Genomic DNA, 19,811 nt, shown 5'->3' on the forward strand with positions numbered 1-19,811 from the left:
GATGGCGACGACGGCGCTGCGCCACAGGAATCCCGGCCGGGGAAACCTGCGCGCCCTGCTCTACCTGTCCCCCTGGCTCGCCGGGTTCGCGATCTTCTTCGTCTACCCGCTGCTGTCCACGGTCTACTTCTCCTTCCAGCGCTACGACCTGTTCACCCTGGAGCCCGTCGGGCTGCTCAACTGGGAGTACTTCTTCAAGGACCAGGCCGCCTGGACGGCGATCCGCAACACGCTGTGGCTCGTCGTGGTGATGGTCCCCTTGCGGGTGCTGTTCGGCCTCGGCGTCGCCCAGCTGGTGACCCGGCTGAAGGCCGGCGCCGGGGTCTACCGCACGATCTTCTACCTGCCGGCGCTGGTGCCGCTGGTGGCCGGGACGCTGGGGTTCGTGTTCCTGCTCAACCCCGGCACCGGGCCGGTGCACGCGATCCTGTCGGCCGTCGGGCTGCCCGCGCCGGACTGGTTCGGCGACCCTGCGTGGTCGAAGTGGGGCCTCACTCTGCTGGGCCTGTGGTCGGTCGGCGACCTGATGGTCATCTTCATGGCCGCACTGCTCGACGTGCCGAAACAGCTCTACGAGGCCGCCGCGATCGACGGCGCGAACGGATGGCGGCAGTTCACCTCGATCACGCTGCCGGTGATCCGGCCGGTGCTGATGTTCGCCCTCGTCACCGGGGTGATCCAGACCCTGCAGTACTTCACCCAGGCCGAGGTCGCCGCGCGGGTCGCGTCCGGGGCGACCGACTCGGCCGGGTCGGTCTTCACCCCCGGCTACCCCGACCAGTCCACGCTGACGTTCCCGCAGTGGCTGTTCCAGCAGGGCTTCCGGGACTACGCGATGGGCTACGCCTGCGTGCTCGCGCTCGTGCTGTTCGCGGTCGCGATGGTGTTCACGCTCATCCTGCTGCGGCAGTTCCGCGGCCTCGGCGAGGAGGACGCATGACGAGGGGCACGGTGCTGCTGTGGGTCGCCCGGCACGCGCTGGCCATCGCGCTCGCGCTGATGTTCCTCGGCCCGCTGGTGTTCATCGCGCTCACGGCCCTGATGAGCGACCGGCAGGCGCTCACCTCCGATCTGTGGCCGCACACCTGGAACTGGGGCAACTTCACGGAGATCTTCGAGAAGGCGCCGCTGCTGACCTGGATCCGCAACACGCTGCTCTACTCGGTGCTCGCCACCGCGTTCATGCTGGTGTCGTCGATCCCCGTGGCGTACGCGCTGGCGCGGTTCCGCTTCCGCGGCCGCCGGACGGCGCTCCTGCTGGTGATCACCATGATGATGCTGCCGCCGCAGGTCGTGGCGGTGCCGATCTACCTGATCTGGGCCCGCTTCCACCTGACCGGCACGCTGTGGCCGCTGATCCTGCCGATGCTGCTCGGCGACGCGTTCTCGATCTTCCTGCTGCGCCAGTTCCTCGTCACGATCCCGCGCGAGTACTCCGACGCGGCGAAGGTCGACGGATGCGGCGAGTTCCGCACGCTCGTGCGGGTGATCCTGCCGATGGCCCGCCCGGCCATCGCCGCCGTCGCGCTCTTCCAGTTCTTCTACTGCTGGAACGACTACTACGGACCCCTGCTGTACGCGGGGACCGACCTGGACAACTGGACGCTGTCGCTGGGGCTGGCGGCGTTCCGGTCGGTGCACCGCGTGCAGTGGAACCTCACGATGGCCGCCACACTGCTGGCCATGGCCCCGGTGATCATCGTGTTCTTCTTCGCCCAGAAGGTCTTCATCGAGGGCGTCAAGCTGACGGGAGTCAAATGAAGCTGGCCGTTGTCGGGGGCGGTTCCACGTACACGCCGGAGCTGATCGACGGTTTCGCCCGCCTGCGCGGCGAACTGCCGCTGTCGGAGATCGCGCTCGTCGACCCCGACGAGCGGCGGCTCGCGACGATCGCCGGGATGGCCCGGCGGATGCTCGCCCGCGCCGGGCACCCGGCCGCGCTGACCACCGCCACCCGCGTGGAGGACGGCGTCTCCGGGGCCGCGGCGGTGCTGCTGCAGTTGCGCGTCGGCGGCCAGGCCGCCAGGAACGTCGACGAGACCCTGCCGCTGGAGTGCGGCTGCGTCGGGCAGGAGACCACGGGCGCAGGGGGCCTCGCCAAGGCCCTGCGGACCGTGCCGGTGGTGCTCGACATCGCGGAGAAGGTGCGCGCGCACGCGCCCGGCGCGTGGATCGTCGACTTCACCAACCCCGTCGGCATCGTCACCCGGGCGCTGCTGGACGCCGGGCACCGGGCCATCGGGCTGTGCAACGTGGCCATCGGGTTCCAGCGCCGCTTCGCCGCCCTCCTCGGCGTGGCCCCCGAGCGGATCGCGCTCGGCCACGTCGGGCTCAACCACCTCACCTGGGAGCGGTCCGTCCTGCTCGACGGCGTGGACGTGCTGCCCCGCCTTCTGGACGAGCACGGCGAGGGCATCGCCGAGGCCCTCGGCCTGCCGGTCGGCCTGGTCCGCCATCTGGGCGCCGTGCCGTCGTACTACCTGCGGTACTTCTACGAGCACGACCGCGTGGTGGCCGAGCAGCGGACCTCGCCGTCGCGGGCCGCCAAGGTGGCGGCGGTGGAGTCGGCGCTGTTGGAGATGTACGCCGACCCGGCCGTGGACACCAAGCCCGACCTGCTGGACAAGCGCGGCGGCGCCTTCTACTCGGAGGCCGCCGTCGCCCTGGTCGCCTCGCTCATGGGCGACCGCGGGGACGTGCAGGTCGTCAACACCCGCAACAACGGCACGCTGCCGTTCCTCGACGACGACGCGGTGATCGAGGTCCCGGCCGCCGTCGGGGCCGCCGGGGCCGTGCCGCTGCCCGTCGATCCCGTGGAGCCGCTCTATCGGGGCCTGATCGCCCATGTGTCGGCGTACGAGTCGCTCGCCCTGGAGGCGGCCCTGCACGGCGGCGAGAACCGCGTCAGGGACGCCCTGCTGGCCCATCCGCTGGTCGGCCAGGCCTCCCTCGCCGACGGCCTCACCGCGCGCCTCGTGGACGCCAACCGCGACTTCCTGCCGTGGGCGGTGGCCCGGTGACCCGTACGGTGCTCGCCGTGGACGGCGGCAACAGCAAGACCGACGTCGCCCTCGTCCGCGAGGACGGCACGGTGCTCGCCACCGCGCGCGGGCCCGCGTTCCTGCCGCAGAGCGCCGGAGCCGAAGCCGCCGTCGACGTGGTCGGCAGCACCGTGCGGCGTGCCCTCGCCGACGAGATCGCCGCGCCGCCGTACGCCGACCACGTCGCGGCGTACGTCGCGGGCGCGGACCTGCCGGTCGAGGAGGAGCGGCTGCGGGCCGAACTGCTGGCCCGCGGCTACGGCGCGAGCGTGGTCGTCGGCAACGACACCTTCGCCCTGCTGCGGGCCGGGTCGGGCACGGGATGGGGTGTGGCCGTCGTCTGCGGCGCCGGGATCAACGCGGTGGGCGTCTCCCCCGCCGGGCAGGTCGCCCGCTTCCCCGCGCTCGGCCGCCTCAGCGGCGACTGGGGCGGCGGGCACCACCTGGGCGAGGAGGCGCTCTGGCACGCCGTGCGCGCCGAGGACGGCCGCGGCCCCGCGACCGCGCTGACCGACGTCGTGCGCGCCTGCTTCGGCGCCGCAACGGTCGAGGAGGTCGTCGTCGGGCTGCACTTCGGCGACCTGCCGGCCGACGAGCTGCACGCCCTCGTGCCGCCCCTGCTGGCCGCCGCCGCGGACGGGGACGCGATCGCCGGGTCCCTGGTGGAGCGGCAGGCCGAGGAGATCGCGCTGCTCGGCGTCGTCGCCATGCGGCGGCTCGGCCTGCTCGCCGCGCCCTGCGAGGTCGTGCTCGGCGGCGGCGTGCTGACCGCACGGCATCCCCTGCTGACGTCGCTGGTCGAGCGGCGCTACGCCGAACGCGCGCCGCTCGCCCGGCTCGTCGTCGCCGACGTGCCGCCGATCGTGGGCGCCGCCCTGCTCGGCCTCGACCGTCTCGGCGCGCCCCCCGAGGCGTACGCCCGGGTGCGTGCGCACTTCCTGCCGCACGTCCTCAGCAGCACTGCCAAGCCGTAGCCGACGCCGACGTCGCCGAAGTTGACCTCCTGCAGCGTGCCGCACGAGTCGAGCTGGAACAGGAAGCCCCAGGCGCCGGGCGCTCAGCCCTCGGCGGCGTCCTCTTCCGGCTCCTTCTCGATCACCGGGGAACGGTAGTCGTACGGCGTGCTGAGGACGACCGTCGTACGCGTGCTGACGTTGGCCGAGGCGCGGATGTGCTGGAGGAGTTCCTCCAGCGCCAGAGGGGAGGCGACGCGGACCTTGAGAATGTAACTTTCATCGCCCGCGACGCTGTGGCACGCCTCGATGGCGGTCAGATGGCTCAGCCGCTCCGGCGCGTCGTCCGGCGCGGAGGGGTCGATCGGCTTGATCGAGACGAACGCGGTCATCGGAAGACCGATCTCGTCGTAGTCCACGAGAGCGGCGTATCCACGGATCACACCACGCTTTTCCAGCCTGCGTACCCGCTGGTGCACTGCGGAGACCGACAACCCGGTCTCCTTGGCCAGATCGGTGAAGCTCATCCGGCCGTCAGTCGCCAGCAGGGTGACGATTCGGCGATCGATCTCCTCCACCCCAGCAACGGTAGCGCCGCCCGAGACTGTCTCGTCCCGAAGCCGCCGAAATGCCGCGTTGCCGGCAATGCCGCGATCACCCTTCCGCGGCCAGTGCCCGTACGTCGGGGTGCATGCCGGGGGTCGCCGACACGAGGGCGGCCAGCGAGCCGAGAATCGTCACGGGCCGCGTCTTGGACGCCTCCACGGCGGCCAGGTAGCGCCAGGCCACCAGTTCGGCCACGTCGGCGCGGGCGTCCGGGTCCACCCAGGCCGTGGCGATCATTCCCAGCAAAGCGGCCTCGGTCACCCAGTCCTCCGGCCCGTACGCCAGGTCGGCCAGCACGCTCCTGCGCTCGGACTCCGCCCACGGCTGGCCGGCCTGGTGGTGGGCGATGCCGAGGCAGGCCCACGCCTGGACCTGCCTGATCCACAGCGGCACGGCCGCGGGCTCGCCGTACGGCGACAGCGGCGGGTGGGCGAGCACGCCGAGCAGGTCGCCGAGGGACAGGCCCGACAGGCGTACGGCGTGGTCGTAGGCGCCCGGCAGGTGCGGCCAGCGCAGCGTCGCGACGGCGGCGACGGCCTCCAGCGCCTCGCGGGACGGCGGCGGCACGGCGGGCACGGCCGTCAGGCCCTCGTAACGCCACACCCGGCGTGCCACGCTCCGCACCGGCCCGTGGGCGTACACCTCGGGCACGGTCAGCCGCGCGTCGGGTTCCGGCGCGCCGGCGATGGTCAGCGCGAATCCGGGCACGACGAGGGAGAAGGCGAGCAGCGCGCTGGGCGGCTCGGGGGCGGAGACCGTGAGCTCGCCGCCGGCCGGGATCTCCTCCTGCTCCACCATCTGGTAGAGCACGTCGATCACCGACTCCGTCGGGCCCGGGACGCGTCCCAGCCAGAGGCGCAGCCCGCAGTGCTCGCCGAGGACCGCGTCACCGTGCTCGTTGCCGGGGTCGTCGCGCAGGTGGTCGGCCAGCTCCACCAGGTGCCGGACGTCCCCGTCCCGCTCGAAACGCATCCCGCAGGCCGTCGGATAGGCGTTCGGGTGCCGGGGCTCGCGCCGCAGCGCGCGCTCCACCCACTCCAGGCCCTCCTCCGGGCGGCCGCTGCTGTACAGCATCTCGCCGATGTCGGTGTACAACGCGAGGTTGGCGGGGTCGTGCTCCAGTGCCCGCACCATCGCCCGCTCGGCCTCGGGCCACCGCTGCAGGTCGCGGCACGCGTATCCCTCGGCCAGGGCGGCCTGGAAGGACGGCGCCAGCGCGTAGGAGCGGGCGGCCAGCTCCACCGCCTCCTCGGCCTCCCCCACCCGGCGCAGGAGGAGCGAGGCCAGCCAGAGCAGCGACGCGTCGTCCGGGTGGGCGCGCAGCGCGCCCCGCACCAGGGCGACGTACGGCAGCAGCGCCTCGCGGCCGTCCTCAGGCACCGTGCCGGGCAGCCCGGAGGCCAGCAGCGAGACGAGCGAGCCCAGTTCGCCCGGCGGGATCCGCCCGGGCAGCTCGGGGTCGAGCACCCACGGCACGTGCGCCCAGCGTCCCCCCGGCTCGTGCCGCTGCACGGAGATCAGCAGGCGCAGCGCGGGCACGTGCTCGCCTCGCGCGGCCAGCGCGTGGGCGCGGGCCAGCGCGGTGCCGAGGAAGACCGGCTCCTCCAGGGGAAACAGGTCCGGCCCGCCGCCCGGCCCGGCCAGCAGCCGGGCCAGCATCTCGTGGGCCTCGGGCAGGGCGGGATCGTGGGCCAGCGCCGCCGCGACGTGCGCGGCGGCGTGCCCGGTCTCCCCGTCGGCCAGGGCCAGCCGCGCCATGCTGACCTCGCCCTCGGCCTGGGCGCGGGGATCGTCCATGCCCTCGTCGATGCCCTCGTGCGTCATACGTCCTCCGATCCGGCAGTCGTGATCATCACTCTGCCAGAGCGACGGAGAGCACGGCCGCGGGGATCAGTCGACCACCACCAGGTCCCTGGTGGTGGTGTTCATCCGCTCTCCGGCGGTCTCGCCGCAGACGACGATGTCCTCGATCCGGGCGCCGTGCCGTCCGGGCAGGTAGATGCCCGGCTCGACGGAGAAGGCGAACCCCGGCCGCATCTCCTCGGTGTTGCCCGCGACGATGTACGGCTCCTCGTGCGTCTCCAGGCCGATGCCGTGCCCGGTGCGGTGGACGAAGTACTCGCCGTACCCCGCCTCCGCGATCACCTCGCGGGCGGCGGCGTCCACCGACTCGCAGCTCACGCCGGGCCTGACGTGGGCGCAGGCGGCCTCCTGGGCGCGCTTGAGCACCTCGTAGTAGGCCGTGAACTCCGCCGGCGGCTCGCCCACGCAGTACGTGCGGGTGGAGTCCGAGCAGTAGCCGCTCGGCATGACGCCGCCGATGTCGACCACGACAGGCTCGCCGGGCCGGATCACCCGGTCGGTCAGCTCGGCGTGCGGGCTGGCGCCGTTCGGGCCCGAGCCCACGATCACGAAGTCGACCCGGGCATGACCCGCGTCGATGATCGCCTCCGCGATGTCCTTGCCGACCTCCCGCTCGGTGCGACCGGCCTTCAGCAACCGGGGCACCAGGTTGTGCACGGCGTCGATGGCCGCCCCCGCCTCCGCGAGCGCCGCCTTCTCCGCGGGCGACTTGCGCATGCGCAGCTCGCGCAGGACGCTCCCGGCCAGCACCTGCTCGGCCCCGGGCATGACCGCGCGGAACCGCAGCGACTGCAACGCCCACATGCGGTCGGCGAGCCCGACCCGGGTGACCGGGCCCAGGCGGCGGGCCACCTCGGTGAACGGGTCGTCGGTCTCGTCCCACGCGACGAACTCGATGCCGAGCCGGGAGGCGGGCGAGTGCTCGGCGGCCGGCAGCTCCAGGCGTGGCACCATCAGGAACGGCTCGCCGGAGGCCGGCACGACGAGGCAGGTCAGGCGTTCCAGCGGCATCGCGTCGTAGCCGGTCACATAGCGCAGGTCGGGGCCTGGCGTCAGCAGCAGCGCGTCGAGGCCGGCGCGGTCGACGGCCTCGCTCACTGCGGCCGGACGGGTCGTGGGATACAGGTCGGAGGGCTCCGGGGACATCGTCGTCACGCCACCTAATCTAACGAGCGCGGGCCCCGACGACGTACTCAGGTGCGCATACCACAGCCGCCACGCGGGCGAGCTTCGCGGGGCTCTGGCTTATTCCACGCCATAGAAGAAAACCAACCCCTGTGGAATGCAGGACTGCTACGCTCCGCGTCAGGACGAGCACAGAACGTCCGCACAGCACTGCAAGAGCGGCATCGAGAGCGAGACAAATGGTCGGCGTAGTGGGCGGCACGAAGCCCGCCCTTCCCCCCGCGGACGACCGCGACCCGGACACGACGCCCGGCGCCGCCCCCGTCGGCACCCTCATGGTTCAGGACATCGGCGGACGGCGGTGGGCGGAGCGCCGGGAACGCGCCGCCGAGGAGCGCCGCGTCACCCTGGCGCTGCGGGAGGCGATCCTGCCCGAGCCCGGCGCGTCGATCGACCTGCCCTACGCCCGGATCGCGGTCCGGTACGTCCCGGCGGGCCGGGCGTCGAGCCTCGGCGGGGACTGGTACGACGCCGCGCCGCTGCCCGACGGGCGCATGTTCCTCGCGGTGGGCGACGTGTCCGGACACGGCCTGCCCGCGATCGCCGAGATGGCTCAGCTGCGCCACGCGCTGCTCGGCCTGAGCATGACGGGGGCCTGCCCCGGCAGGCTGCTGACGTGGCTGAACACCCTCGTCCTCACCCGGTTGGACGACACCACCGCGACCGCCGTGTGCGGCCACTTCGACCCGGCGACCCGCCTTTTCACGTGGGCACAGGCGGGCCACCCCGCCCCGATCCTGGTGCGTCGCGGGGGCGCGCGCCAGCTCGGGGCGCCCCGGGGGGTCGTGCTCGGGGCGACGTCGAGCCTGCCGTACGGGGTGGCCGACGTCCGCCTCGAGCCCGGCGACCTGCTGCTGATGTTCACCGACGGTCTGGTCGAGCGCCGCTCGCGCGACATCGGCGCCGGGGTGTCCCTCATCGTGGAGGCGGCCGTGGCGACCGGGCTCGGCACGGCCGGAGCGGACCTCGACGCGGGCCTCGACCGCCTGCTGGAGGCGATCGGTGGCCCCAACCCCGAGGACGACACCTGCCTGCTGGCCGTGGCGGTGACCGGAGAGGGTCCGCGGCACCCCTGACAGGCGTGACAATGGCAGGGTGCTGATGCTTCTCGACACCCCGTCGCTGTACTTCCGCGCCTTCTACGGAGTCCCGGAGTCGGTGACCTCGCCGGACGGCATGCCGGTCAACGCGGTGCGCGGGCTCCTCGACATGATCGCCACCCTGGTCCGGCAGCACTCCCCCGCCCAGATCGTGGCGTGCATGGACGCCGACTGGCGGCCGGCGTTCCGGGTGGCCGCGATCCCGTCGTACAAGGCGCACCGGGTGGCGATCGGCGACGAGGAGGAGGTGCCGGACACGCTGGCCCCGCAGGTCCCGGTCATCGAGGAGGTCCTGGACGCGCTCGGCATCGCCCGCGTCGGCGTCGCCGGATACGAGGCCGACGACGTGATCGGCACCTACGCGACCGCCGCCAGCGGCGCCGTGGACATCGTCACGGGCGACCGCGACCTGTTCCAGCTCGTCGACGACGAGAAGCCCTGCCGCGCCCTTTACACAGTAAGGGGAATCCGTAACCTCCAGATCATCGATGAGGCGTTCGTCCGGGAGAAGTACGGCATCCCCGGCCGGGCGTACGCCGACTTCGCGACGCTGCGCGGCGACCCGAGCGACGGCCTGCCCGGTGTCGCCGGCATCGGCGAGAAGACGGCGGCGGCCCTCATCACACGCTTCGGGTCGCTGTCCGCTCTGCTCGCCGCGCTGGACGACGGCGGCGCCGACGGCTTCCCCGCGGGCGCACGCAACAAGCTCGCCGCCGCCCGCGACTACCTGGAGGTCGCCCCTGCCGTGGTCCGGGTGGCCCACGACGTCCCGGTCCCGGACGTCGACATCACCCTGCCCGCAGCGCCGCGCGACCCCGAGCGGCTGGTCGCGCTGTCGGAGAAGCACGGCCTGGACAGCCCGCTCAACCGCCTGCTCGCCGCGCTGGCCTGACCCCCGGCCGTTTACGGCCCGGAATGTCCGCACTCGGGTAGGTTGATCGCGTGCCGTACACGACGATCCGCCTCCCGGACACCGCGGACGGGCTCCGCGACGGGTTCGCTCGCATCCGCAGTGAGTTCGATCTGCCGGAGGGTTTCCCCGCCCCCGTGCAGGAGGAGGCCGAGCGGGCCGCCGCCTCCCCCGCCGTGCCGCAGGAGGACCGGACCGATCTCCCGCTGGTGACGATCGACCCGCCGGGATCGATGGACCTCGACCAGGCGCTGTGCATCGAGCGGCGCGGGACGGGCTACCGCGTCTGGTACGCGATCGCCGACGTCGCGGCGTTCGTCCGGCCCGGCGGGGCGATCGACGCCGAGGCGCGGGGCCGCGCCGAGACCGTCTACATGGCCGACGGGCGCGTGCCGCTGCACCCGCCGGTCCTGTCGGAGGGCGCGGCCAGCCTGCTGCCCGGGCAGGCCCGGCCCGCGGCCCTGTGGCGGCTCGACCTCGGGTCCGACGGGGAGATCGAGGCGGTGGACCTGCGCCGCGCGCTCGTACGCAGCCGGGAGCGGCTCGACTACGAGACGGTCCAGGCCGCCGTGGACACGGGCCGGGCGGAGGGGACGATCGCGCTGCTCGCCGAGGTGGGGCCGCTGCGGCTGGAACGCGAGCGCGCCAGGGGCGGGCTGTCGCTGCCGACCCCCGAGCAGCAGGTGGTCCCCGACGGGAACGGCGGCTATCGGGTGGAGTTCCGCACGAACCACCCCTGCGAGGCGTGGAACGCCCAGATCTCGCTGCTCACCGGCATGGCGGCCGCCCGGATGATGCTGGACGCGGGCGTCGGCGTGCTGCGGGTCCTCCCCGAGGCGGGCCCTGAGGACGTCGGCAAGGTCCGCAGGGTCGCCGCCGCGCTCGGCGTGCCCTGGCCCGGCGGCACGTCGTACGCCGAGGTCGTGCACGGGCTCGACCCGAAGATCCCCGGCCATGCCGCCTTCCTGCACGAGTCGACGGTGCTGCTGCGCGGCGCGGCCTACGTCGCCTTCGACGGTCCGGCACCCGCGCAGGTGCTGCACGCCGCCCTGGGGGCACCGTACGCGCACGTCACCGCGCCGCTGCGGCGGCTGGTCGACCGGTACGGCACCGAGGTCTGCCTCGCCGTGGCCGCGGGCCGCCAGGTGCCCGAGGAGGTCGCGGCGGCGCTGCCCGACCTGCCGGAGCAGATGGCCGCGGGCGGCAGGCGGGCCGGCGCGGTGGAGCGGGCCTGCGTGGACCTGGTCGAGGCGGCCGTGCTGCACCCCAGGATCGGCGAGGTCTTCGAGGCGGTCGTCGTCGACGTCACCGACGGAAAGCCGGGCGGGCAGGTGCAGGTCACCGAGCCCGCCGTCATCGCCCGGTGCGACGGAGACCGCCTGCCGCTCGGCGAGCGCGTCCCCGTACGGCTCACGCGCGCCGACCCCGCCACCCGCGAGGTCCGCTTCACCGCCGTGTGAGCGGATAGGTGGAGCGACAGTTCAGCTGACGGAGGAGTAGGCGACGACCCCGCGGCGCATGGCGTCGATGGCCTTGAGGGCGTTCTCCGCGACCTTGCTCCCCTTGGGCGCGGCGTCCCTGAGCTGGCCGAGCAGGTCGAGCAGCTGCTTGACCCAGCGGACGAAGTCGCCCGCCGCGAGATCGCAGTCGGTCAGCACGGCGTCGAGGCTGTGGCCCTTGGCCCAGCGGAAGGCCGCCCAGGCGAAGCCCACGTCGGGCTCGCGGACGAACGACAGCCCGTGGTCCTCCTCGATGCCCTCCAGCTCGCCCCACAGCCGCACCATCTCCGCGAGCGCATCGCGCGTCGCCCCGGCCGGGATCTTGGGGCTGCGGACGTCGTCGGCCTGCCGCGACTCGTACACCAGCGACGACACGCACGCGGCCAGCTCGGCGGGGTCGAGACGGTTCCACACGCCCGCCCGCAGGCACTCGGCCGTGAGCAGGTCCAGCTCCGTGTAGAGCGAGGCGAGCCTGCGGCCCTGTTCCGTGACGGTCTCGCCGTCCAGGTAGCCGAGCTGGTCCAGCACGCCGCAGACCCGGTCGAAGGTCCGGGCGATGACGTGGGAGCGTCCCTCGACCCGGCGGCGCAGCCCCTCGGTCTCCTTGAGCAGCTTGTGGTAGCGCTCGGCCCAGCGCGCGTGGTCCTCGCGCTCGTCGCAGCCGTGGCAGGGGTGCTGGCGCAGCTCCCGCCGCAGGCGCGTGATCTCCTCGTCCTCCGCGGCGTGGTCGCGCGCCCGCGGCGGCTTGCCGAGGTCGCGGTCGCCCAGCTTGGCGTGCACCGTCGAGACGAGGTTGGCCCGTTCCTTCGGCGAGCGCGGATTGAACCCCTTCGGAATCCTGATCTTGTCGACCGGCTCGACCGGCACCGGGAAGTCGGCCGCCGACAGGCGCTTGACCTGCTTGCCGATCGTCAGCACGAGCGGCGCGGGGCCCTCGTGTCCCCGGCCGTTGACGCCGGGGTCGAGCACGACCGCGATGCCCGCGCGGCGCCCGCCGGGCACCCGGATGACGTCGCCGGGCTTGAGCACCTCCAGGGACTGCACGGCCTGGGCGCGGCGGGCCGCCCCCCGCTGGCGCGACAGCTCGGCCTCGCGGTCCGACAGCCGCCTGCGCATCGCGGCGTACTCCTCGAAGTCGCCGAGGTGGCAGGTCATGGCCTCGGCGTAGCCCTCGATGGCCTGCTCCGCCTTGCGGAGCTGGCGGGCCAGCCCGACGACGGCGCGGTCGGCCTGGAACTGGGCGAAGGAGTCCTCCAGCAGGGTCCGCGCCCGCTCCCGGCCGACCTGCCCGACGAGGTTGACCGCCATGTTGTACGACGGCTTGAAGCTGGAGCGCAGCGGATAGGTGCGGGTGCCGGCGAGACCGGCGACGGAGAGGGGGTCCATCCCCGGCTGCCAGACCACCACCGCGTGGCCCTCGATGTCGATGCCGCGCCGCCCGGCCCGGCCGGTGAGCTGGGTGTACTCCCCCGGGGTCAGGTCGGCGTGGGTCTCGCCGTTCCACTTGTCGAGCTTCTCGATCACCACGGACCTGGCCGGCATGTTGATGCCGAGCGCCAGCGTCTCGGTCGCGAAGACCGCCTTCACCAGCCCCTTGGTGAACAGCTCCTCCACGACTTCCTTGAACGCCGGGAGCATGCCCGCGTGGTGGGCGGCCAGCCCACGCTCCAGGCAGTCGCGCCATTCGAGGTAGCCGAGCACCGCGAGGTCCTCGTCGGGCAGGTGCGCGGTGCGCTCGTCCACGATCTGGCGGATCTCGTGGCTCTCGGCCTCTGTGGTGAGGCGCAGCCCCGAGTAGAGGCACTGCATGACGGCGGCGTCGCAGCCGTTCCTGGAGAAGATGAAGGTGATCGCCGGCAGCAGGCCCTCGGCGTCGAGCTTCTCGATCACGTCGGAACGGCTCGGCGTCGTGCCCCGGCCGGGCCGCGAGTAGCCCCGCCTGCCCCTGGCCTGGGCCAGCCGCATCTCGTCGCGGGAGATCCGCATGAGGGACGGGTTGACCCGCAGCGTGCCGTCGCCCTCGTCGACGAACAGGTCGAACATCTTGTTGCCGACCAGCATGTGCTGCCACAGCGGGACCGGCCGGTGCTCGTCCACGATGACGGTGGTGTCGCCGCGCACCTCGCCCAGCCACTCGCCGAACTCCTCGGCGTTGCTGACCGTGGCCGACAGGGCCACCACCCGCACCGACTCCGGCAGGTGGATGATGACCTCTTCCCAGACCGCGCCGCGGAACCGGTCGGCCAGGTAGTGGACCTCGTCCATCACCACGTACGCGAGGCCGGTCAGCGTGTTCGAGCCCGCGTACAGCATGTTGCGCAGGACCTCGGTGGTCATGACCACGATCGGGGCCTCGCCGTTGACGCTGTTGTCGCCGGTCAGCAGGCCGACCTTGCGCGCGCCGTACCGCCTGACCAGGTCGTTGTACTTCTGGTTGGACAACGCCTTGATCGGCGTCGTGTAGAAGCACTTGCGGCCCTGCTCCAGCGCCAGGTGGACGGCGAACTCCCCCACCACCGTCTTGCCCGACCCGGTCGGCGCGGCCACCAGCACGCCGTCCCCGGCCTCCAGCGCCTGACAGGCGTCGATCTGGAACTCGTCGAGCTCGAAGTCGTAAAGTTCGCGGAACGAGGCGAGAGCGGGTCCGGCTCCGGACTGCCCCTCGCGGAAGGCGGCATAGCGTTCCGCTGGCGTACTCATACCGTCAACCCTACCGATAACGGGATTCCGGGCGTCCGTCATCGGTGATCCTTTTACGCGGCCGCCTTTACGCCGTAGATCAGCGCCGTAGATCCGGGACCAGGACGCGCAGCGCTCCCGGCTCGACGGCGCAGGTCAGCGGGGCCGGGCCGGCCCGCTCGCCGTCGGCGTACGCGACGACGTCCCCGTCCAGGGCCTCGATCTCCACCCGCCGGGCCCGCCGCAGGGTCACGGCGGGGTGCCCGGTGTGGCTGCCCCGGTAGACGCGGGGGAAGGTGCGCAGGAACTCGCCCTTGGGCACCGCCCCGAGCACGAGGACGTCGAGCAGGCCGTCGTCGGGCCGGGCGTCCGGGCACACCCGCATCCCGGCGCCGTACGACCGGGTGTTGGCCACCGCCACCAGCATCGCCTCGCGCTCGACGGCCTCCCCGTCGAGGGTGATCCGGAACGGGATCGGGGTGAACGATCGCAGTTCTCGTGCGAGCGCGACCAGGTACTTCGCCATTCCCGGCGGCCGGGTCATGGCGTTGGCCCGCTCGTTGACGCGGGAGTCGAACCCGCAGGCGAGGACTCCCGCGAACCACTCGCCCGTGCCCAGCCTGGCGGCGTCGACCACCCGGCGGTCGCCCGCGGTCACGATGTCCGCGGCGGCGAGCGGATCCTTGCGTGGGATGCCGAGGGCGTCGGCGATGTCGTTGCCGGTCCCGGCGGGCACGATCCCGAGCGGCACGTCCGTCCCTGCCACGGCCTGCACGGCCAGGTGGACCAGGCCGTCGCCGCCGAAGGCGACGAACGCGGCCGGCCGGGCGGCGACGGCCTCGCGGGCCCGGCCCAGGGCGTCCGCCGCCGAGGTCCCGACGACCACCGAGACCGGGCGGCCGCCCGCCCTCAGCCGGCGCAGCACCGGGTCGAGAAGGCGCAGCGTACGACCACCGCGGGCAGCGGGGTTCACCAGGACGACGATCTCATCGGCCATACGCGGAACCTACCGCCGCCCATCGGACGACACCAGAGGGATATTCGGTCAGTCCCTCACATCGACCGAGTCCGCCGCGCCCTCTGCGGCGGACGGCCCGTCGAGCTCCTCCTCGATGGCCCGTGCGTGCGCCGCGTCGGCGGCGTCGCGCTTCTTGTCGTGGAAGTACATGAACGCCATCGCGACGAAGAACAGCGCGACCATCGGCAGCGCCAGGGCCAGCATGGTGACGGGGTCCTGGCTCGGCGTCGCGACGGCCGCGAAGACGAACATCAGGAAGACGACCATGCGGGTGTGCTTGGACACCGTCTTGAACCGGAGCACCCCGATGACGTTGAGGAACACCAGCAGCAGCGGCATCAGGAAGGAGACGCCGAAGATGATCAGCATCGCGAGCGCGAAGCTGAGGTACTCGTTGATGCTCACCAGCGTGAGCGTGCCCTCGGGCGCGAAGCCGAGGAGCAGGGACAGGCCCTTGTCCATCGTGACGTAGGCGAGGGCCGAGCCCGCGGTGAACAGCGGGACCGAGAGCCCGAGGAACGCCATGGTGTAGCGGCGCTCGTTCTGGTACAGCCCGGGAGTCACGAACGCCCAGAGCTGGTAGATCCAGAACACCGCCGAGACCACCACACCGAAGATCACGGCGACCTTGAGGTTGACGAAGAACGAGTCGAAGACCCCGTTCACCACCAGCGTGCACTTGTCGCCGTTGAGTTGGTGGGCCTGCGGCAGCCGGCAGTACGGCTGCTTCAGGAAGTTCCAGATGGGCTCGAAGTAGATGAACCCGACGGCGGTTCCGACGACCACCGCCAGGATGGCCTTGATCAGCCGGTTGCGCAGCTCGCGGATGTGCTCCATGAGCGTCATCCGCCCGTCGTCCGCCGAGGCGGCGGGAGTCGACCGTTTCAACAGGGCCATCTGGTTCGTCCTGGGGTCAGTGGGGGTGCGGCGCCTAGTTGGAGCGCTGCTCGTTCTGCGAGCTCACCGGCTGCTGGCTCTCACGCAGCCTCCGGTTCTCCTCCTCCAGGGCCCGCAGCCGCTCCTCGACGGACGGGGTGGTCGGCGGGATCTGCGCCGCCGGCGGAGCGACGGGCTCGGCCTGCGCCTTGACCGTCTGCCGCTCCTCGTCCTCCTCGCTCATCTTGCTGGTTTCCTTCTTGAACATGCGCAGCGACTGCCCAAGGGCCCTCGCGGTGTCCGGGAGCTTCTTGGCGCCGAAAAGAAGGATCAGAACCAGGAGGATCAGAATCCATTCCATGGGTCCGAGGTTGGGCATGTCATGTCCTTACCGCGAGGGCCGTGGGTACTACCCCCCGATCGTACGCGCACCACGCGCCAAAGTTCACCTGTCCGCGGGCCTCAAAATCACATCAATCGTGGGCAAAGTCCCTTATTCGGGCACTCGAAGCCGCCCCTTGGCCCGCTTGACTTCGGCGTGCAGGTCCCGCGCCGCGGTGAGCACCCGGACGGCCGGCCACATGAGGGCCGCGAGCCCCGCCACGGCCACCGCGGACAGGGCGAAGAGCAAAGTCATGTCACTTTCCCAGGTCACACGGTTTCGTAGTTGGCCAGCGCCTGCTTGGCGGTGGCGGTCGCCCGCTCGGCGAGGGACGCCGGCGACAGCACCCGGCCGCTGTCCCCCAGCCGGAGCGCGAGCCGCACCAGCCAGGACTGGTCGCGGGCCCGCAGCGAGACACGCAGACGGCCCTCGCCCAGCTCGACGACCTCCTCGCAGGGGTAGTACTCCGCCACCCAGCGGCCCGCCGGGGTCAGTTCCAGCTCCACCAGCTCGTCGCTGTCCGACGGCCGGAACACGCCCCGGGTGACGTCCATCGGCTCGGCGCCGGCCGGCGGGTCCACGGGCACGTCGAGGATCTCGACGTCCAGGATCCGGTCGACGCGGAACATCCGCATCGCCTCGGCGCGGTAGCACCAGCCCTCCAGGTAGTGCCGGCCGTCCACGAGCACGACCCGCAGCGGGTCGACCTCCCTGGGGGTGATCTCGTCGCGTCCCGGCACGTAGTAGCGCAGCGACAGCCTGCGGCCCCTGCGGGCGGCGTCGGTGATGACGGCGTGGGCGTCCGGCGCAGCGCCGATCTCCACCTGCACCTGGCTGCTCACCGTGGCCGCGCCCTCGCCCGCCGCCTGCTCCAGTTTGGCGATGACCCGGCCGAGCACGTCGCGGCCCTGGAACTCGGGCAGTTCGTCGAGCATGCGCAGCGCGACGAGCAGCGCGCTCGCCTCGTCCACCCCGAGCTTGAGCGGCCGGGCGATCGCCTCGGCGTTGTCGATGAGGATCTCGCCGCCGTCCCAGGAGACGTCGATCAGGTCGCCGGGTGTGTGCCCGGGCAGGCCGCACATCCAGACGAGCTGGAGGTCGTCGATGAGCTGCTTTTCCGACAGGCCGAACAGCCGTGCCACCTCGGGCACCTGCGCGCCCGGATGCGACATGAGGTAGGGCACGAGCGCGAGCAGCCGCGGCAGCCGGTCCGAACTCACTGCAACGCCCCCTTCAGACGGCGGATCACGGCCTCGCGCGCGTCCGGCGGGTCCAGCACGACGGCGTCGGGGCCGAGGCTGGCCAGCCATCCGGCGAGCCGTTCCGCGTCGGCGAAGGTCACCTCGGCCTCGTCCCACTCCCCGGGCCCGGTGCGCACGGCCTGGGCGGCGTGCCGCAGGCCGAGGCAGGTGCCCTTGCGCACGCGCACCAGGGCGACCCGCTCGTTCGGCAGCTCCTGATAGCCCACCATGGCCCGCAGGTCCAGCCCCTCAGGCACGGTGAACGCCCCCGGCCGGCCGAGCGTGGACACCGCCCCCGTGATCCGGCTCAGCCGGAAGACCCGGGCGGCGCCGCGGTCGCGGTCGTGCCCGACCAGGTACCACCGGCCGCGCCTGCTGACGACCCCCCACGGCTCGACCGTCCGCCGCAACACCGACTCGCTGCCGGCCGACCGGTAGTCGAAGGCGACCGCGCGCCGGTCCCGCACGGCCTCCCACAGCGCGGGGAACGCGGGGTCGCGGGTGTCCACCCGCAGCTCCAGCGGGCTCTCCGCGAGGTCGGCGTGCACGCCGCCCGCGGTCAGCTTCAGCAGCGCCCCGCCGACCGCCTCGGCGAGGCTCGCCCGCTGCCAGACTTGCGCGGCCAGGCCGATGACGGCGGCCTCGTCGGGCTCCAGGGTGATCTCGGGCAGCTCGTACGCCTCGCGTACGATCCGGTATCCGGGGTCGTCCTCCCAGGGGTCCTTGTGGACCTCGATGGGGATGCCGATCTCGCGCAGCTCGTTCTTGTCGCGCTCGAACATGCGCTGGAAGGCCTCGTCGTTGTCCGGGTCGTACCCGGGGACGGCCTGCCGGATCTGCTCCGCGCTCAACGGCCGCCGCGTCGCGAGCAGGCAGATAACCAGATTGAGCAGCCGCTCGGTCTTCCGCCGCGACATCGGGCCTCCCTTCCAGTCGAGAACGCTACCCTTTTCGGCGTGATCAGATGGCGCAAGGGCGAAGTGGTGCGGGTCCGGCGCGAGTGGCCGGGGGCGGTGGAACTCGACGTCGCCGTCGCCGAGGGCGAGTGCCGGGCGCTCGCCTATCCCCCGCTGGTGGGACGCCCTGAAGTGGGCGACACCGTGCTGCTCAACACGACCGCCCTCGCCATGGGTCTCGGTACGGGAGGGTACGCCATGGTGGTGGCCGTCCCGGACCGTTTACCGCAAGATCCTTCCGGCCCCGGCCATCTGGTGAAAGCACGCTACACCCCGTTGCAGGCCACCGTGCTCGGCGCGGACGAGCAGGGGTCCCCGCACCACGAGGCGCTGCGGGAGGCCGACTCGGTCGACGGCATGCCCGTCGTGGTCGCCGACCTGCACTCCGCCCTGCCCGCGATCCTGTGTGGCCTGTACGCGGACTCCCCGGGGATCAGGGTGGCGTACGTGATGCAGGACGGCGGGGCGCTGCCGGCCTGGTTCTCGATGTCGTGCGCGACGCTGCGCGAGCGCGACTGGCTGTGCGGAGTGGTGACGACCGGCCAGTCCTTCGGCGGGGACGTCGAGGCGGTCACGCTCCCCACCCGCCTGCTGGCCGCCCGCCACGTGCTCGGCGCCGACGTCGCCGTCGTCGCGCAGGGGCCGGGCAACCTCGGCACCGGCACCCGCTGGGGATTTTCCGGCGTCGCCGCGGGCGAGGCCGTGAACGCCGCCGCCGTGCTGGCCGGGCGGCCCGTGGCCGCGCTGCGGGTCAGCGAGGGCGACCGCCGCGAGCGGCATGTCGGAGTGTCGCACCACTCGCTCACGGCGTACGGCCGGGTCGCGCTGGCCCCGGCCCAGATCGCCGTGCCGGATCTGCCCGGCGCGTTCGGGGCGACGGTGCGCGAGCAGGCCGCGGCCCTGGCCACGCGTCACGAGATCGTGACCGTGCCGGTGGAGGGCCTGCACGAGGCGCTCAAGGCGTCCCCGGTGCGGCTGTCCACCATGGGCCGCGGCCTGGAGGAGGACCTGGCCTACTTCGTGACCTCCGCCGCCGCCGGGAGGCACGCGGCGTCACTGCTGTCGTAGAAATCCTTGAACGTGAACGCCTCCGGGCCCGGCCCCTGAGCCCGGAGCAGGTCCAGACGGGCCGTGGCCTCGTCGAGCGGCGGCAGGTGGCCCTCGGGCACCCACCACATCACCGTGTACGGCTCGGCGATCCGATGGAACCACTCCCGGCGGCGCCGCATCACCTCCAGGTGAGCGCTGCGGTAGACGAAGTTCCACAACGTCTCGCGGGACTCCCAGACCGAGAGGTTCACGACCAGCATCGGTCCGTAGTCGTGCTGGATCAACTCCGTGGGCTCATCGCTCTCCTTCATGCGCCAGACGAAGCCGGGCGCGGCGTCCGACACCTGGTAGATCGGCGCCAGGGCAGCGAGGAAGTCGGTCAGCGTGGGGGAGTCGAGGGGTTCCCTGAGATGGGCGACGTTGAGCTGGGCGAGATGCATACCCGGATTCTA

19 protein-coding genes are annotated in these 19,811 nt (G+C 72.5%); 8 read left to right on the plus strand and 11 right to left on the minus strand.

Translation table 11 applies throughout. From position 1 onward, the window contains the following. The first annotated feature begins 1 nt into the window (after position 1). Genes FLW16_RS07765 through FLW16_RS07780 form a run of 4 tightly spaced genes read left to right on the plus strand, consistent with a single transcriptional unit; the run spans position 2 to position 4,015 of the window. Entirely contained in the window at positions 2 to 940 is a 939-nt protein-coding gene (locus FLW16_RS07765) for a carbohydrate ABC transporter permease (protein WP_142559136.1), read from the plus strand. Beyond that, positions 937 to 1,761, plus strand: a complete 825-nt coding sequence (locus tag FLW16_RS07770) for a carbohydrate ABC transporter permease (RefSeq protein WP_142559138.1) — start codon at positions 937 to 939, stop codon at positions 1,759 to 1,761. The genes FLW16_RS07765 and FLW16_RS07770 overlap by 4 nt, the downstream gene beginning before the upstream one ends. After that, a complete protein-coding gene (locus FLW16_RS07775) occupies positions 1,758 to 3,020 on the plus strand; it encodes a 6-phospho-beta-glucosidase (RefSeq protein WP_142559140.1) in 1,263 nt (420 codons plus the stop codon). Before FLW16_RS07770 ends, FLW16_RS07775 begins: the two co-directional genes overlap by 4 nt. After that, positions 3,017 to 4,015: an N-acetylglucosamine kinase gene (locus FLW16_RS07780; protein ID WP_221890951.1), complete on the plus strand. Its 999-nt coding sequence runs from the start codon at positions 3,017 to 3,019 to the stop codon at positions 4,013 to 4,015. The genes FLW16_RS07775 and FLW16_RS07780 overlap by 4 nt, the downstream gene beginning before the upstream one ends. Before the next feature lie 83 nt (positions 4,016 to 4,098). On the opposite strand, the gene FLW16_RS07785 is transcribed toward FLW16_RS07780, so the two are convergent. From FLW16_RS07785 to FLW16_RS07795, 3 genes are all read right to left on the minus strand, one after another. After that, a complete protein-coding gene (locus tag FLW16_RS07785; RefSeq protein ID WP_142559142.1) occupies positions 4,099 to 4,572 on the minus strand; it encodes an Lrp/AsnC family transcriptional regulator in 474 nt (157 codons plus the stop codon). Between the two features lie 76 nt (positions 4,573 to 4,648). Beyond that, positions 4,649 to 6,424: a tetratricopeptide repeat protein gene (locus tag FLW16_RS07790; RefSeq protein ID WP_142559143.1), complete on the minus strand. Its 1,776-nt coding sequence runs from the start codon at positions 6,422 to 6,424 to the stop codon at positions 4,649 to 4,651. A 66-nt stretch (positions 6,425 to 6,490) separates the two neighbouring features. Next, positions 6,491 to 7,609: a Xaa-Pro peptidase family protein gene (locus FLW16_RS07795; RefSeq protein WP_142559530.1), complete on the minus strand. Its 1,119-nt coding sequence runs from the start codon at positions 7,607 to 7,609 to the stop codon at positions 6,491 to 6,493. Between the two features lie 218 nt (positions 7,610 to 7,827). Here FLW16_RS07795 and FLW16_RS07800 point away from each other — a divergent pair, with 218 nt between their 5' ends. From FLW16_RS07800 to FLW16_RS07810, 3 genes are read left to right on the plus strand one after another with little or no spacing between them, the layout of a single operon-like run. Continuing rightward, positions 7,828 to 8,724 carry a PP2C family protein-serine/threonine phosphatase gene (locus tag FLW16_RS07800; RefSeq protein ID WP_142559146.1) on the plus strand — a complete coding sequence of 299 codons (897 nt, stop codon included), beginning with the start codon at positions 7,828 to 7,830 and terminating at the stop codon, positions 8,722 to 8,724. Positions 8,725 to 8,749: 25 nt separating this feature from the next. Next, positions 8,750 to 9,640 (plus strand): 5'-3' exonuclease, encoded by an 891-nt coding sequence (locus FLW16_RS07805; protein ID WP_142559531.1) that lies wholly within the window; start codon positions 8,750 to 8,752, stop codon positions 9,638 to 9,640. 50 nt (positions 9,641 to 9,690) lie between these two features. After that, positions 9,691 to 11,118, plus strand: a complete 1,428-nt coding sequence (locus tag FLW16_RS07810; protein ID WP_260614997.1) for an RNB domain-containing ribonuclease — start codon at positions 9,691 to 9,693, stop codon at positions 11,116 to 11,118. A 21-nt stretch (positions 11,119 to 11,139) separates the two neighbouring features. On the opposite strand, the gene FLW16_RS07815 is transcribed toward FLW16_RS07810, so the two are convergent. The 7 genes from FLW16_RS07815 to FLW16_RS07840 form a co-directional block, all read right to left on the minus strand. Further along, the gene (locus FLW16_RS07815) at positions 11,140 to 13,857 is read right to left on the minus strand and encodes an RNA helicase (RefSeq protein ID WP_142559148.1); all 2,718 of its coding nucleotides are present in this window, start codon (positions 13,855 to 13,857) and stop codon (positions 11,140 to 11,142) included. Between the two features lie 79 nt (positions 13,858 to 13,936). Continuing rightward, the gene (locus FLW16_RS07820) at positions 13,937 to 14,833 is read right to left on the minus strand and encodes a diacylglycerol kinase family protein (protein ID WP_142559150.1); all 897 of its coding nucleotides are present in this window, start codon (positions 14,831 to 14,833) and stop codon (positions 13,937 to 13,939) included. 48 nt (positions 14,834 to 14,881) lie between these two features. After that, positions 14,882 to 15,751, minus strand: a complete 870-nt coding sequence (tatC, locus tag FLW16_RS07825) for a twin-arginine translocase subunit TatC (protein WP_142559151.1) — start codon at positions 15,749 to 15,751, stop codon at positions 14,882 to 14,884. Between the two features lie 34 nt (positions 15,752 to 15,785). Next, positions 15,786 to 16,109, minus strand: coding sequence for a Sec-independent protein translocase subunit TatA (gene tatA / locus FLW16_RS07830; RefSeq protein ID WP_142559153.1), 324 nt, complete (start codon positions 16,107 to 16,109; stop codon positions 15,786 to 15,788). A gap of 114 nt (positions 16,110 to 16,223) precedes the next feature. Further along, positions 16,224 to 16,367, minus strand: a complete 144-nt coding sequence (locus FLW16_RS43530) for a hypothetical protein (RefSeq protein WP_185949311.1) — start codon at positions 16,365 to 16,367, stop codon at positions 16,224 to 16,226. A gap of 14 nt (positions 16,368 to 16,381) precedes the next feature. Continuing rightward, on the minus strand, positions 16,382 to 17,332 hold the full coding sequence (locus tag FLW16_RS07835) for a YafY family protein (protein WP_260614998.1): 951 nt from the start codon (positions 17,330 to 17,332) through the stop codon (positions 16,382 to 16,384). Next, positions 17,329 to 18,270 carry a YafY family protein gene (locus FLW16_RS07840; RefSeq protein WP_142559158.1) on the minus strand — a complete coding sequence of 314 codons (942 nt, stop codon included), beginning with the start codon at positions 18,268 to 18,270 and terminating at the stop codon, positions 17,329 to 17,331. The genes FLW16_RS07835 and FLW16_RS07840 overlap by 4 nt, the downstream gene beginning before the upstream one ends. Before the next feature lie 39 nt (positions 18,271 to 18,309). Here FLW16_RS07840 and FLW16_RS07845 point away from each other — a divergent pair, with 39 nt between their 5' ends. Further along, a complete protein-coding gene (locus FLW16_RS07845) occupies positions 18,310 to 19,377 on the plus strand; it encodes a DUF3866 family protein (protein WP_142559160.1) in 1,068 nt (355 codons plus the stop codon). Here the strand turns inward: FLW16_RS07845 and FLW16_RS07850 are convergent. Beyond that, positions 19,323 to 19,799, minus strand: coding sequence for a DUF3291 domain-containing protein (locus FLW16_RS07850; protein WP_142559162.1), 477 nt, complete (start codon positions 19,797 to 19,799; stop codon positions 19,323 to 19,325). The two genes, FLW16_RS07845 and FLW16_RS07850, sit on opposite strands and share 55 nt — an antisense overlap. Positions 19,800 to 19,811: the final 12 nt, after the last annotated feature.

Origin of the sequence: Microbispora sp. KK1-11 (assembly GCF_006874435.1) — a bacterium.
Taxonomy (GTDB): Bacteria; Actinomycetota; Actinomycetes; order Streptosporangiales; family Streptosporangiaceae; genus Microbispora; species Microbispora catharanthi.